The organism is Occultella kanbiaonis (genome assembly GCF_009708215.1).
Classification (GTDB): Bacteria; Actinomycetota; Actinomycetes; order Actinomycetales; family Beutenbergiaceae; genus Occultella; species Occultella kanbiaonis.
Genome location: NZ_CP046175.1, coordinates 4,223,777 through 4,237,193, shown reverse-complemented (window position 1 = coordinate 4,237,193; position 13,417 = coordinate 4,223,777). Strand labels below are relative to the sequence as shown.

13 protein-coding genes are annotated in these 13,417 nt (G+C 70.0%); 3 read left to right on the top strand and 10 right to left on the bottom strand.

Annotated features, from left to right (window positions below; translation table 11 throughout):
• Window positions 1-26: 26 nt before the first annotated feature.
• Entirely contained in the window at window positions 27-1,295 is a 1,269-nt protein-coding gene (locus tag GKS42_RS19470) for an ABC transporter ATP-binding protein (RefSeq protein WP_154795331.1), read from the top strand.
• 54 nt (window positions 1,296-1,349) lie between these two features.
• On the opposite strand, the gene GKS42_RS19465 is transcribed toward GKS42_RS19470, so the two are convergent.
• The 4 genes from GKS42_RS19465 to xseA are packed head-to-tail and all read right to left on the bottom strand — an operon-like array spanning window position 1,350 to window position 4,490.
• The gene (locus GKS42_RS19465) at window positions 1,350-2,009 is read right to left on the bottom strand and encodes a carbonic anhydrase (RefSeq protein ID WP_154795330.1); all 660 of its coding nucleotides are present in this window, start codon (window positions 2,007-2,009) and stop codon (window positions 1,350-1,352) included.
• Window positions 2,006-2,929 carry a carbohydrate kinase family protein gene (locus GKS42_RS19460; protein WP_154795329.1) on the bottom strand — a complete coding sequence of 308 codons (924 nt, stop codon included), beginning with the start codon at window positions 2,927-2,929 and terminating at the stop codon, window positions 2,006-2,008. The genes GKS42_RS19465 and GKS42_RS19460 overlap by 4 nt, the downstream gene beginning before the upstream one ends.
• Window positions 2,926-3,213, bottom strand: a complete 288-nt coding sequence (locus tag GKS42_RS19455) for an exodeoxyribonuclease VII small subunit (RefSeq protein WP_154795328.1) — start codon at window positions 3,211-3,213, stop codon at window positions 2,926-2,928. The genes GKS42_RS19460 and GKS42_RS19455 overlap by 4 nt, the downstream gene beginning before the upstream one ends.
• A complete protein-coding gene (gene xseA, locus GKS42_RS19450; protein WP_154795327.1) occupies window positions 3,210-4,490 on the bottom strand; it encodes an exodeoxyribonuclease VII large subunit in 1,281 nt (426 codons plus the stop codon). The genes GKS42_RS19455 and xseA overlap by 4 nt, the downstream gene beginning before the upstream one ends.
• A 113-nt stretch (window positions 4,491-4,603) precedes the next feature.
• Between xseA and GKS42_RS19445 the strand changes: the two genes are divergently transcribed.
• On the top strand, window positions 4,604-5,611 hold the full coding sequence (locus GKS42_RS19445; protein ID WP_154795326.1) for a 4-hydroxy-3-methylbut-2-enyl diphosphate reductase: 1,008 nt from the start codon (window positions 4,604-4,606) through the stop codon (window positions 5,609-5,611).
• A gap of 32 nt (window positions 5,612-5,643) precedes the next feature.
• On the opposite strand, the gene GKS42_RS19440 is transcribed toward GKS42_RS19445, so the two are convergent.
• Window positions 5,644-6,579: a sugar-binding transcriptional regulator gene (locus GKS42_RS19440; RefSeq protein ID WP_168217905.1), complete on the bottom strand. Its 936-nt coding sequence runs from the start codon at window positions 6,577-6,579 to the stop codon at window positions 5,644-5,646.
• Between the two features lie 143 nt (window positions 6,580-6,722).
• Between GKS42_RS19440 and GKS42_RS19435 the strand changes: the two genes are divergently transcribed.
• Complete coding sequence (locus GKS42_RS19435) at window positions 6,723-7,442, top strand: HAD-IA family hydrolase (protein WP_168217904.1); 720 nt, start codon at window positions 6,723-6,725, stop codon at window positions 7,440-7,442.
• On the opposite strand, the gene GKS42_RS19430 is transcribed toward GKS42_RS19435, so the two are convergent.
• From GKS42_RS19430 to GKS42_RS19410, 5 genes are all read right to left on the bottom strand, one after another.
• A complete protein-coding gene (locus GKS42_RS19430; RefSeq protein ID WP_154795323.1) occupies window positions 7,443-8,186 on the bottom strand; it encodes a glycerophosphodiester phosphodiesterase in 744 nt (247 codons plus the stop codon). It lies immediately after the preceding gene.
• Between the two features lies 1 nt (window position 8,187).
• Window positions 8,188-9,570, bottom strand: a complete 1,383-nt coding sequence (locus tag GKS42_RS19425; RefSeq protein WP_154795322.1) for an ABC transporter substrate-binding protein — start codon at window positions 9,568-9,570, stop codon at window positions 8,188-8,190.
• A gap of 53 nt (window positions 9,571-9,623) precedes the next feature.
• The gene (locus GKS42_RS19420; RefSeq protein WP_154795321.1) at window positions 9,624-10,541 is read right to left on the bottom strand and encodes a carbohydrate ABC transporter permease; all 918 of its coding nucleotides are present in this window, start codon (window positions 10,539-10,541) and stop codon (window positions 9,624-9,626) included.
• Window positions 10,541-11,473 (bottom strand): carbohydrate ABC transporter permease, encoded by a 933-nt coding sequence (locus GKS42_RS19415; RefSeq protein ID WP_154795320.1) that lies wholly within the window; start codon window positions 11,471-11,473, stop codon window positions 10,541-10,543. The genes GKS42_RS19420 and GKS42_RS19415 overlap by 1 nt, the downstream gene beginning before the upstream one ends.
• A gap of 199 nt (window positions 11,474-11,672) precedes the next feature.
• A complete protein-coding gene (locus tag GKS42_RS19410; protein WP_232847754.1) occupies window positions 11,673-13,403 on the bottom strand; it encodes a DNA recombination protein RmuC in 1,731 nt (576 codons plus the stop codon).
• Window positions 13,404-13,417 lie beyond the last annotated feature (14 nt).

The following is a 13,417-nucleotide window of genomic DNA, read 5'->3' as shown; positions in this document are numbered from 1 at the left end:
CGAACGAGTAGAAGGAGACATCGGAGATGGCTTCGATCACCTTGAACCACATCGTGAAGAAGTACGGCGACGGGTTCCCGGCCGTGAACGACGTGAGCCTGGACATCGCGGACGGCGAGTTCGTGATCCTGGTGGGCCCGTCCGGATGTGGGAAGTCGACCCTGCTGCGCATGATCGTGGGCCTCGAGGACATCACCTCCGGCGACCTGGAGATCGGCGGCAAGCGGGTCAACGACCTCGCTCCACGCAACCGCGACCTGGCCATGGTGTTCCAGAACTACGCGCTCTACCCGCACCTGACCGTCTACGAGAACATCGCGTTCCCGCTACGGCTGACCAAGGGCCAGTACTCGGACTCCGAGATCGACAGCAGGGTCCGCAACGCCTCCGCGCTGCTCGAGCTGGACGAGCACCTCGACCGCAAGCCGGCCAACCTCTCCGGCGGCCAGCGGCAGCGGGTCGCGATGGGACGCGCCATCGTGCGCCAGGCTCAGGCATTCCTCTTCGACGAGCCGCTCTCCAACCTGGACGCCAAGCTGCGCGGGCAGATGCGGACCGAGATCGCCCGGCTGCAGCGCCGGCTGGCCACCACCACCGTGTACGTCACGCACGACCAGACCGAGGCCATGACGCTCGGCGACCGGGTGGCCGTGCTCCGCAGGGGTGTGCTGCAGCAGGTCGCGAGCCCGCGTGCCCTGTACGACCAGCCCGTGAACCTGTTCGTGGCCGGGTTCATCGGCTCACCCCCGATGAACTTCCTGCCCGGCCGAGTCGACGGCACCGATCTGGTGCTGCCGTTCGTGCGGGTGCCGCTTGACGACCGTCTCCGTGCGGCGATCGGGGACCGGGAACTGGTGATCGTCGGGATCCGACCGGACGCGTTCGAGGACGCCGACGTGGTGGCGCAGGACAAGCGCGGCAACGGGGTGACGTTCGATGCCGACGTGGACGTCACCGAGTGGCTCGGATCCGAGTTGTACGCCTACGTGCCGTTCGAGACGGACGCCGCGGTGCAGCAGCAGCTCGAGGAGCTCGACCGGGAACTCGACGGCGAGGGCATGCGGACCCAGCTCGTGGTGGCACTGGACTCACTGAGCAGCATCCGTGACGGCGACGCCGCCACACTCTGGTTCGACCCGGCGTCGGTGCATGTGTTCGACCCGGAGACCCAGGACAGCCTCACCCGCGACGACGAGAAGGCGGCCGCCATCGACGCCGAGGCCGCGCAGGCTCGCCAGCGCGCGACGGCGCGGGCGAAGGAGCGCGCCGCACGCGAGGACGCCACGGCCTCGTGAGGTGAGCCGAGCGGAGGCGAGCCGGTCCCGACGGCGACCGGCCGCCGTCGGGCGTCAGATCGAGCCGATGGTCTCCACCACGGACGCGCGGCCGTCGGCGAGGGTGTACTCGACGCCGACGATCGCGCACCGTCCCTGGCGCACGCCCTCGGCGAGGCTCGCCGAGTAGCCCTGCAGCATCCGGACCGTGGCGCGCACGTGCTCGCGGCGCAGCTCGTCGGCGTCCGGGATCCGCACGGTCCGTTCGCCGTCGCCGAAGAACGAGGAGATCGACCAGGACGGGTCCGTGCGCGTGACCAGGCTCGGGATCACCCGATCCACGATCGCGCGGACGAAGCCGGACGGCAGCTCGCCGGTGGCGAGGGCGTGGCTGGCCGCACCGACCGCGCCACACTGGTCGTGGCCGAGGACCACGACGAGCGGTGCACCGAGGATGTCCACCCCGTACTCGATGGACCCGAGCACCGTGGTGTCCACCACGTGCCCGGCCGTGCGGACCACGAACATGTCACCGAGGCCGCGGTCGAAGATGATCTCGGCCGCCACCCGGGAGTCGGAGCAACCGAACAGGACCGCGAAGGGGTGCTGCTCGGTGGAGACCTCGGCGCGCCGCTCGACACTCTGACTCGGGTGCTGCATCCGCCCTTCGACGAAGCGGGTGTTCCCGGCCATGAGTTCGGCCCATGCCTGGGCCGGGGTGGGACGTCGGTTCATCGGGCACCATTCTCGAGTTCGTTGCGGTTCGGTGGGTTCGCGCCGGCCCTGGAGACCGTGATGGCCGCGATCGCCCCCGCGTGCTCCATCACGGCCCGCAGCGTGTCGGCGTCGATGGCGTGCAGCGCCTGCCGTCGGCCGGCACCGAGCAGGCCGGCGGTCCAGAGCCCGTCGATGAGCCCGCCCATGTAGGAGTCGCCCGCGCCCACGGTGTCCACCACCTGCACCCGGGGTGAGGCGATGGTGACCTCGACCGCTGCGCTGGTGAGGGCGAACGACCCTTCCCCGCCGCGGGTCAGGACGACAACCGCGGGTCCCGAGGCTGCCCAGTCGCGGATCACGTCCTCGGCGTCGCGGCCCGGCCGGAGCCAGGCCACGTCCTCGTCGGAGACCTTGACCAGGTCCGCGCCCGCCACGAGGGCGGAGATCGTGGGCAGCACCTGCTCGGCGGTGCCCATGATCGAGGGCCGGGCGTTCGGGTCGTAGCTGATGGTCGCGAACTCGCGGGCTGCCGCGGCGAGCTCGGCGACTGCCGCGGCGCCGGGCTGCAGGGTGGCGCCGATGGAGCCGAGGTGCAGCGCCACCATGTCGGCGTCGAGCAACACCTCCGGGACCCGCCAATCGAGGTCGAACGTGTAGCTGGCGGTGCCGTCGGCGTCGAGCGTGGCGACGGCGGTGGACGTGCGTTCGGCGCGGTCGGAGCGGGGCACCAGGCGCACCCCGTTGCCGGTGAGGTGATCGCGGATCAGGGCGCCGTGGGCGTCGTCACCGAACCAGGTGGCGAGCTCGGCGTCCCGGCCGAGCCGGGCCAGGCCGAGCGCGACGTTCGCGGGCGAGCCGCCTGGGTGCTCGCTCACCGAGCCGTCGGCCGCGTGCACCACGTCGACCAGGGCCTCGCCGATCACCAGCGCATGCGTCATGACTCGGTCTCCTCATCTGCGTCCTCGAGGGTGTCCGCGCCGGCGTCGGCGGGGGACTCGACGAGCGAGACCGTCGCGTCGCCCTTGGCGGCGGCGAGCCGGTCCCGGGCGGCGTCAAGCCACCGCTGGCAGCGGTCCGCCAGGGCCTCGCCGCGCTCCCAGAGGGCGAGCGAGTCCTCGAGGTTCGCGGCGCCGGACTCGAGGCGGCCGACGACCTCGACGAGCTCGTCCCGTGCTTGTTCGTAGCTGAGTTCGGCAACGTCCGGGTTGTTCACGGCGTTCATCCAATCACCTCTTCGCCGGTGCGTGTGCCGGCGGTCCGCACCGTGACCCCCAGCCGCCCGGCCGCGACCAGCGCGGAGAGGTCCTGCCCGACGGTGACCTCGTCGGGCGAACGCACCACCGCGCCGTCGTCGGTGCGCAGCACGGCGTAGCCGCGCTCGAGGGTCGCCTGTGGGGAGAGGGTGCGCAGCGCCGTCCGGAGGTTCGTCAGGTCCGCCCCGGCGCTGTCGAGGCGGCGCCCGATGGCGGCCCGCCCGGCCGTGCGGGTCTGTTCCAGCGCGCGCAGCCGGGGCGTCACGATCGAGGCCGGGTCGGCCAGCACCGGGCGGTTGCGGAGCAGGGTCAGGCGCTCGCCCTCGGTGCGCAGGCGCCGGGTCAGCGCGTTCGCCATCCGGTCCCGGGCCTGGGCGATCCGGGCCAGTTCCTGGCCGACGTCCGGCACGATCCGCTTGGCGGCGTCGGTGGGGGTCGAGGCGCGGTAGTCGGCGACGAGGTCCAGCAGCGGCGCATCGGTCTCGTGACCGATCGCCGAGACCAGCGGGGTGGTGCACTTCGCGGCGGCGCGGACCAGGGCCTCGTTGGAGAACGGCAGGAGGTCCTCGACGGAGCCACCGCCGCGGGCGATCACGATGACCTCGACGTCGGGGTCGGAGTCCAGGTCGGCGATCGCTCGGCTCACCTCGGGCACGCAGTGCGGGCCCTGGACGGCGACCTCGCGGATCTCGAAGTGCACCTGAGGCCAGCGGGCCCGGGCGTTCACGAGCACGTCGTGCTTCGCCTTCGCGTTCGCGCCGCAGATCAGCCCGATCCGCCCGGGCAGGAACGGCAGCGGCCGCTTGCGCTCGGCGTCGAAGAGACCCTCGGCGGCCAGGACCCTCTTGAGGTGCTCGATCCGGGCCAGGAGCTCGCCGAGTCCGAGGGCGCGGATGTCGCTCGCCCGCAGGCTGAGCGTGCCGCGCTTGGTCCAGAAGCTCGGCTTGGCGTGCACCACGACGTGGGCGCCCTCGCTGATGGCCTCCCCGCGGGCCGCGAGGAGGCGCTTCAGCATGGTCACGGACAGCGACATGTCCACGTCGGTGTCCCGCAGGGTCAGATAGGCGCTGGCCGAGGCGTTGTGGCTGTTCACCTGGACGAGTTGGCCCTCGACCCAGACCGGGGCCATCTTGTCGACGTAGTCGGCGATCTTCGCGGCGAGCAGCCGCACCGGCCAGGGCTGTTCCGCGGTGGTGTCCAGCGCCTTGGCGGGAAACCCGCCGGGGCCGTTCGGGGGACTGCTCATGATCCTAGGGTGCCTTACGGCGGGGACATCGGCGTCACTCCGGGTGGGTGCGGCCCGCCCGGGCTCGGCTGGTCCCGGCCGCCGTCGGGGCCCCAGAACGTAGACTCGCTCAGGTGACCTCCCCTCCCGGACGTATCCTGCTCGCCGCCCCGCGGGGCTACTGCGCAGGTGTTGACCGGGCCGTCGAGGCGGTCGAGCGGGCGCTCGAGCACTACGGGGCTCCGGTGTACGTGCGCAAGGAGATCGTGCACAACAAGTTCGTCGTCGAGAGCCTCAGTGCCCGCGGCGCCGTGTTCGTCTCCGAGACCGACGAGGTGCCTCCTGGAGAGCGGGTCATCTTCTCCGCCCACGGCGTCGCACCGGCCGTGCACGCCGAGGCGGCCCAGCGCCACCTGGTCACGATCGACGCCACCTGCCCGCTGGTGACCAAGGTGCACAAGGAGGCCGTGCGCTTCGCGGGCCGGGACATCGAGATCCTGCTGATCGGACACGAGGGTCACGAGGAGGTCGAGGGCACCGCGGGGGAGGCGCCCGATCACGTCCACCTCGTGACCGGCCCGGACGCCGTGGACGACGTCACCGTGCGGGACCCGGAGAAGCTGGTCTGGCTGTCCCAGACCACGCTGTCCGTCGACGAGACCATGGAGACGGTCCGGCGCCTGCGCGAGCGGTTCCCCAAGCTCGCGGACCCGCCGAGCGACGACATCTGCTACGCCACGCAGAACCGTCAGGTCGCGGTGAAGAAGATCGCCCCCGACGCGGACGTGTTCGTCGTGGTGGGCTCCGCGAACTCCTCGAACTCGGTCCGCCTGGTGGAGGTTGCCCTCGAGTCCGGTGCCCGTGCCGCGCACCGCGTCGACACCGCCGCCGAGCTGGACCCGGCCTGGTTCGAGGGTGCCGGCACGGTCGGCCTTAGTTCCGGGGCGTCGGTGCCGGAGGTACTGGTCCGTGATGTCATCGCCCGGCTCGGTGAGTGGGGCTTCGGCGATGTGCAGGAGGTGCGCACCGCCACCGAGGACCTGATCTTCTCGCTGCCCCGGGAGCTGCGGGCCGACCTGAGGAACGCCGGGCAGAGCCGCGTGCCGGGGCAGAGCGCGACCATGGACGTCGCCCCGCTCTGACAGAGGTCCGGACCGACCCGCGACCGGTCTGCTCAGGCGGCGAGAGCGGCCTTGGCGCAACGGATGTCGGTGATCACGTGGTTCGCGACGCCGGCCCGTAGGGTCGCGAGCACGGCGTGTTCCTTGCCAGGACCGCCACCGATCGCCACGCGCATCTCGACGTTGCGGAGCTGCTCCTCGGAGATCCCGACGATTCGTTCCTCCAGGCCGCTCACCGCGTTGCCGTCGGCGTCCAGCAGCATCGTCCCGATCTCGGCGACGACGCCCTTCTCCTCGTACTCCTCGCGCTCACCCAGGTCGAGCAGCTGACGCGCCATCCAGGAGGCCTCCGGCCAGCCGCCGATGGTCAGGAATGCCTTCTGCATGTGGTCGAACCGGCGCATCGTCCGCTGGATCGACGGGTGCTTGAGCAACAGCGTGGCTTCCGGGTCCTTCATCAGCACCGCCGGCGCGTACAGCGGGTGGGTCGCCCCACCGGTGAGGCGACCGATGTTGGAGATGACCTCGACCCCGTCCTCCAGGCGCGGCGCACCGACCCCGGTCAGCTGGACGACGTCGGCAGACGGGAGCCGCTCGATCAGGCGGGAGGCGAGCACCAGGGTCCGGCCCGGTGCGAAGCCGAGGATGTCGTCCTCCGCGACGTTGTCGACGATGAAGCGGGCCGCGATCCGTGCGATCGCGTCCCGGGCCTCGACGACGTCGGAGGAGTGCGTGGCCACCACCAGCGCCGCGCGCAGACCGTAGCGTTGGGTCAACTGCGCCGACAACCCGACGTCAACCGGGGCGGACACCGTGGGGCGCACCTCGATCAAACCGAGGGCGCGGGCTCGCTTGACCATTCGTGCGGTCGCGAACCGTGACTTGCCGATGTCGGCGGCGATGTCGTTCACGGATCGTCCGTGCGCGAGGTTCTGCATGGCGACGTAGACGTGCAGGACCTGCTGGTCGATGGTCAGTTCCCTGCTCATAAGTGCACCGTAGGGCACGACTGAGCATCCCATCTAGGCTCGGGCGATCCGCCCCGACCCGACCCAGGGAGATCCGACGCCATGCAGCGCTCCACCGACCGACCCTCGCTACGCACCCCCAGGCCCGAGCGGGTGGTGGTGGCGTGAGCGGGCCGTTCATGACCGAGGATGAGCTCGACGCGCTCGCTGCGGACCTGCGTTCGGGCCGGGAGGTCGCCGCGGCCGGTGCGTTGTTCGACATGGACGGCACACTGGTGGACTCGGTCCCGGCGGTGGAGGCCTCCTGGCGGATGGTGGCCGACGAGTTCGGTGTGCCGCGGCTGCCGGCGACGCTGCACGGCTTGACCGCCCAGGCCGTCGTCGTCGCTGCGGGGATCCACCCGGACCACAGGGAGCGGGCGGCGGCGCGCCTGGTCGAGATCGAGTCCCGACCCGGCCAGGAGCTGAAGGCACTGCCTGGGGTTCGGCCCTTCGTCGACTCGCTGCCCGAGGGCCACTGGGGTGTGGTCACGTCCGCGCCGCGTGAGGTCGCCCGCGCGCGCTACGGAGCAGCACGTCTGCCGCGTCCGGCGTTCTTCGTCACCGGCGACGACGTGACGGCCGGCAAGCCCGATCCCGAGCCGTTCCGCAAGGGACTGGCCGCCCTCCGCGCCCGCGGCTGCGCGGGGGTCGTGGTCGCCGTGGAGGACACGGTCGCCGGCCTGCGGTCCGCTCGCGGCGCCGGCTGCCTTGCCCTCGGGGTCCCGGGTACGTACCGCGCGGCGGAACTCTCGCCTCATGCTCACCTGGTGATCGACTCCTTCGAGGTGCTTCGGACCCGGGCGACGGACACCGGGTTCAGCCTGCTGGTGGCGCTGCGCTGATCAGACCCGGGCCTTCCGTTCGTCGAGCACCTGGCGGTACCACTGCTGGGCCTGCGCGGGGTCGTCCGACGTGGTGCCGTCGGCACCGAGGGCGACGGCGGCGCGCATGTCCTCAAGGGTGCGCAGCATCCACACGTGTACATCGAGGCCACGCCCCTGGATCGCCTCGACCGTCTCCTTGGTCAGACCGGGGAACCCGCACGCGAATCTGGTCGAGCCGGTGTACTCGAGCAGGCCGGCCAGGCCGCCGTCGAACCGTTCGGCGTCGGCGAGGGTCTTGACGATGATGCACCGGCCGATCTGCGGCATCAGCTCCGCGGCCTGACGAAGCGCGTCAGGGTCGAACCCGGTGACGATCGTGCGTGCGGCGTCCTCGGGTCGTGCGGCGAAGAACTCCGCCAGGAACGGCACCGTCGCAGGGTCCTTGACCTCGAGCTGGATGACGGTGGAGGTGGCGTCGTACATCTCCGCGAGGCTGACCACCCCGCGTCCGGAGTCGAGCACGACGGCCTGCAGTTCGGCCAGGGTCAGCTCGGCGGCGGGGCCTCGCTCGCGTGCGGAGTCGTCGCCGGCGGTGCGGTCGAGCGTCGCATCGTGCAACAGGAAGAGCTGCTGGTCCTTGCTCAGGCGCACGTCCAGCTCGATCTCGTCGACACCCACCTCCTCCGCCAGTGCGTAGGACTCGAGGCTGTTCTCGGGCTTGTGGGCCATTGCACCGCGATGGCCGACGATCAGCAGGGTCATCTCAACCTTCCACTCGTTCTTCGTACTGGCTACGGATTCGGTCGATCGCCGCCTCAAGATTGCTCTGCATGGCCGTCAGCGCGGACTCCGGGTCGTTGCCGCCGGAGTAGACCGCCTGAATGACGCCGTTGGCCTCCGGCACGCACTCGGGTACATACCGCCGGACGACGTCGGGTCCCTGAGCGATCTCCAGCTGGTCGATGGCGACCTGGTAGTTCGGGTTCTCGTCCGCCTTCTGGCGTACCTCGTCGGACTCCAGCGCCGCCCTGGTGGTCGGCAGGTAGCCGGTCCCGAGGGTCCAGTCGACCGACGCCGCGCCGGTGCTGAGGAACTTCAGCACCTCCCAGGCAGCCTGCTTCCGTTCGTCCGACGCGTACCGAAGGATCGACAGCCCGCCGCCTCCGGTGGGTACGCCGGTGGTCGCCTGCTCTGGCAGGAAGCCACAGCCGTACTCGAACTCGGCGGCTTCGTCGATGCCGGTCAGGGAACCGGTGGACTGCAGCAGTGTGGCTGCGGCACCCGAGATGAAGTCCCCGGTGGGGTCGGCGGCCAGGTAGCCCAGGCCATCGTCGTGGATGAAGGCCCGGTCATACTCCAGTGCGGCGATCGTCTCCTCGCTCGTGAAGAGCATGTCCAGGCCGTCGGAGTAGCCACCGCCGAACGCCCATGACGAGCCCTGGAAGTACCAGTCGTCGGTGCCGCTGTAGGCCCGCATCGCCACATCGGTGCTGTTCCTGCGGTAGCCCTTGAGCTCGATGCCCCAGTCGCGATACTCCTCGTAGGTCTCCGGCGCACGGTCCGGCAGGCCCACGTCGGCGAAGATGTCGCGATTGAAGTAGAACAGCGGTGTCGAGCGGCCGAACGGGACCCACCAGACATCGTCCTTCACCGTGCCCTCGGCGATGAACTTCTCGTGGAATGCGTCGGTGCCGAAGCTCTCGTCGAAGTATCCGGTCAGTGGTTCCAGGGCTTCGTTGAGGTAGAACCTGTTCCAGACGACGTCGCTGAGTACCGAGATGTCCGGGACCTGCTTGGCCTGAAGGCTCGCGGCCAGCTTCGACTCCACGTTGTCGTAGCCCTCGAAGATCTGGATCTCGCAGAAGATGTCGGCCTGGGCCTCGTGGAAGGCGTCGATGTTGCGTTGCAGCACCTCCGCGTTGTGCGAGGTCCAGTTGCTCCACAGCACGACCCGCTGGCGGTCCCTGAACTCGTCGGGGATGTCTCCGCTGGGTTGGCCGTAGACGGTGTCCTCGGCGGCACCGGTGCCACCGTTGAAGCAGGCGGCGAGGGCGGGTGTGGTCGCTGCGACGAGGCCGGCGCCGAGCAGCTGGCGGCGGGTGAGCCCTGATCGGGCGCGGTCACGGCGGTGTGGTCGGGGGTGCATGGGTCTCCTAGTGGTGTGGGGATGGACGTGCAGGGCGTGCCGCGTGGCGTGGGTCAGCGGCCTCCACCGGCCGCTGCCCCGGTGAGCCCGGTGACGATGTAGCGCTGCGCGAAGAGGAAGACGAGCAGCATGGGCAGGACGACGATGAGCGTCCCGGACATGAGCACGCCCCAGGAGGTGACGCCGTCGTTGGCCTTGAGGTACATCAGGCCGATCGGCAACGTGCGCATGTTCACCGAGTTCGTGATGATCAGCGGCCAGACGAAGCTGTTCCACTCATCGATGACGGCGACGAGCGCGACGGTTGCGATGGCGGGCACCGACATCGGCACCACCAGTGAGCGGAGCGTGCGGAAGTGCCCGGCACCGTCGAGCTCGGCGGCCTCGAACACCTCGCCGGGCAGGGACATGAAGTGCTGCCGGAGCAGGAAGGTACCGAACGCCGACGCGACCCCGGGCAGGATCAGTCCCGCATACGTGTTGATCAGGCCAAGGTTCCCGATCGTGATGTAGTTCACCAGCAGCGTCACGTGGCCGGGCACCATCAGGGCCCCGAGCATCACCAGGAACAGGCCCTTCTTCCCAGGAAAGGGTAGGAAGGCGAAGGCGTAGGCGGTGAACACCGCCAGGGTCACCTTGGCGACCGAGCCGATCAACGTCACCAGCACCGAGTTCTTGATGAACGCGTCGAACGGCGCGACCTCCCACGCGGTGCGGAGGTTGGTCCAGGTGAACTCGGACGGGAAGAACCTCATCGGCCACGCATAGATCTCAGCGTTCGTCTTGAACGCCGTCGTCACCAGCATGTACAGGGGGATGATGAATGCCAGAGCCGCGGCGGCGAGCAGGAGGAAGCCCCACCAGCTGCGGCCCAGACTCCCCTGGCGCCTCCTTCGCTTGGTGAGGCCCGGGGTCGGCGCCGCGACGTCTGAGTTGCGCGGACGGCTGGCTGTGGTGGTCGGTGCCGCCATCAGTAGTGCACCTTCCTCTCGACGAACCGGAACTGCAGGATGGTGATGGCCATCAGGAGCACGAACATCACGGTGCCGGCGGCCGCGGAGTAGCCGACGTTCGACCGGTTGAAGGCCTGGTCGTAGATGAACCAGCTCAACGTGGTCGTGGCGGAGGCCGGACCTCCGCCGGTCATCACGGCGATGACGTCGAAGGCCTGGAACGCGCCGATCGTCTGCGTGATCACCAGGAAGAACGTGGTCGGGGACAGCAACGGCAGGATGATGCGGCGGAACAGCTGCCATCGGTTCGCACCGTCCAGCCGGGCGGCCTCGAGCACATCCGAAGGCATGCCCTGCATCCCGGCCAGGTAGACGATCGAGACGAACCCGACCCCCTTCCAGATCGAGACGATGAGCAGTGCGGGCAACGCCCACGCGGCGTCCGTGATCCAGGAGGGCGAGTTGAGGCCGACGGCGTTGAAGAAGACCCTGGCCAGCCCGTAGTTCGGGTCGAAGATGAACAGCCAGACGGCAGCGATCGCGGCACCGGCGATGACGTGCGGAGCGAACACGATGCCGGTGACCAGGGTCGTGCCGGGAAGCTTCATCGAGAACAGGGACGCGAGGGCGATGCCGAGGACGAGACTGACGCCCACGACGACCACCACCCAGATCAGGGTGATCCGCAGGACGTCCAGGAACGTGGCGGAGGTGAACAACTGGACGTAGTTCTCCAGGCCGATGAAGACCGGTGCCGGACCGATGAAGTCCCACCGGGTCAGGCTGAGGTAGAGGTTCTCCAGCACGGGCCAATAGGCGAAGACGGCGATGAGCGCCAGATTCGGGAAGGCGAACAGCGCGAACAGCGCAACGCCCCGCCTGTGTCGTTTCCGGTAGGTGGCCGACATCCGAGGTGTCGAGTGTGCCTTGGACGTCGCGAGTCCTGTCATCCGGAGCCTTCCTTCCACATAGCACCATCGCCCTCGAACCGAGGCGGGAGAGGCAAACCGCAAGGAACGCTAGTTGCGGTCAGGAAGGCCCCAGCGACCGCGCTCATATGTGCGCGCGCCGGCTCTGGGAGCGAGCACATGGGAAGGGCCGCCCGCGCAGCGGCGGGCGGCCCGTGTGCTCACCGGATCGACGCCGGCGCTACGCCCCCGAGGCGCGCCGGCCGCCGCCGAACTCGTCCGACTCGTCCTCGGAACCGGAATCGAACAGGTCCAGCAGGTCGTCGGAGTCGGAGGCGAGCACGAGGTCGCGTTCGGCCCGCGCACGAGCGTCGGCCGACCCACCACGCCGCCTCGGCCCACTGGTCAGCTCGGGGGTGTCGTACGCATCGGCCTTCTGCACCGGCACCGCGAGGATCTCCAGCGGCGGCGGCACGTCCAGGGCCGGCTCGAGGCCCTGCAGGGCGCTGAACCGCCGCGCCTGGGTGACGACCTGGGAGTCCACCGAGGCGTTGAGCTTGTTGAACGCGTCCACGGTCGAGTTCAGTCGCTTGGACACCGTCTCCAGGTGCTTGCCCATGGTGCCGAGCCGCTTGTGCAGTTCCCGCCCGACGGTGAACACCTGCTGTGCCTCGGCGGCGAGCAGTTCCTGGCGCCACGTGTAGGCCACGGTGCGCAGCAGCGCGACGAGGGTGGCCGGCGTGGCCAGCACCACGTTCCGCTCGAACGCGTACTCCAGGATCGTGGGGTCCTGCTCCAGCGCCGCATTGAGGAAGGTCTCGGCGGGCAGGAACATGACCACGAACTCCGGCGTGTGCTCGAAGTGCTCCCAGTAGGCCTTCGCGCCGAGGCTCTCGATGTGAGTGCGCACGTGCCGGGCGTGCGCCTGCAGGCGCTTGGCGCGAACCGCGTCGTCCTTGGCCTCCATCGCCTCGAGGTAGCCGCTGAAGGCCACCTTCGCGTCCACGATGACCTGCTTGCCCCCGGGCAGCTTCACGACCAGATCCGGGCGGAGCGCTCCGTCATCGGTCGCGACGGTCTCCTGCTCCTCGAAGTCGACATGCTCGACCATCCCGGCGGCCTCGACCACCCGGCGCAGCTGGAGCTCGCCCCAGCGGCCCCGTACCTGCGGTGCCCGCAGCGCCGTCACGAGCTGGCTGGTCTCGCTGCGCAGCGACTCCGAGGACGTACGCATGTGGTTGACCTGCTCCGACAGCACGGTGTGCGCCTCCAGCCGGGCCTTCTCCGCGCTGGTCATCTCCGCCTTGACCTCGCCGAGCGTCCGGCTCAGCGGCTCGACCAGGGCCTTGACCGCCTCCTCGCGCTTGGCCAGTTCGGCGTCCCCGGCCTGCTGGGCGCGCTTGAACCGTTCCTCGGCCTGCGCCAGGAACGCCTGCGTGTTCGCGTCCAGGGCCTTGCGGGAGAGCGCCTCGAAGTCGTCCGAGAGGCGCTTGGAGTCCGCGCGCATCTCGTCGAGCCGCTCCTTCGTGACGGCCTGCTCTGCCTCGAGCCGTTCCCGGGCGGCCGCGCGCTCCGCCTCGAGGCGCGCCTGGGCGTCGGCCCGTTCGGCATCCAGTCGTTCCCGGGCGGCCCCGGACTCCTGTTCCAGCCGCTGCGTGAAGTGTTCCTGCTGGGCCGCGAGCCGTTCCGCGAACCCGGTCCGCTCGTCCTCGAGGCGGGCGGCGTGGGCGCGCTCCAGGGTGGCGACCTGGTCGGCACCGGCGCGCTCCAGCGCGTCGACCCGCTCGGCGTGGGTGCGTTCCAGCGTCGCCACCTGGGCCTGCGCGGACCGGCGCTCCGAGGCGAGCCGCTCCCGCAGACCCGCGCCGCCGGCCCGTCCCGCGAGCCATCCCGCTACCGCGCCCACGAGCAGTGCCGCGACGACCAGAAGAACCCCGATGACGTCCATGCCCACCACTCTCGCATCGGTCACCGACAAAGCGCGGA

Coding starts and splice junctions, on each gene's coding strand:
- GKS42_RS19470 (WP_154795331.1), top strand. CDS start 27: ATGGCTTCGATCACCTTGAACCACATCGTGAAGAAGTACGGCGACGGG.
- GKS42_RS19465 (WP_154795330.1), bottom strand. CDS start 2,009: ATGAACCGACGTCCCACCCCGGCCCAGGCATGGGCCGAACTCATGGCC.
- GKS42_RS19460 (WP_154795329.1), bottom strand. CDS start 2,929: ATGACGCATGCGCTGGTGATCGGCGAGGCCCTGGTCGACGTGGTGCAC.
- GKS42_RS19455 (WP_154795328.1), bottom strand. CDS start 3,213: ATGAACGCCGTGAACAACCCGGACGTTGCCGAACTCAGCTACGAACAA.
- xseA (WP_154795327.1), bottom strand. CDS start 4,490: ATGAGCAGTCCCCCGAACGGCCCCGGCGGGTTTCCCGCCAAGGCGCTG.
- GKS42_RS19440 (WP_168217905.1), bottom strand. CDS start 6,579: ATGAGCAGGGAACTGACCATCGACCAGCAGGTCCTGCACGTCTACGTC.
- GKS42_RS19430 (WP_154795323.1), bottom strand. CDS start 8,186: ATGACCCTGCTGATCGTCGGCCATCGCGGTGCAATGGCCCACAAGCCC.
- GKS42_RS19425 (WP_154795322.1), bottom strand. CDS start 9,570: ATGCACCCCCGACCACACCGCCGTGACCGCGCCCGATCAGGGCTCACC.
- GKS42_RS19420 (WP_154795321.1), bottom strand. CDS start 10,541: ATGGCGGCACCGACCACCACAGCCAGCCGTCCGCGCAACTCAGACGTC.
- GKS42_RS19415 (WP_154795320.1), bottom strand. CDS start 11,473: ATGACAGGACTCGCGACGTCCAAGGCACACTCGACACCTCGGATGTCG.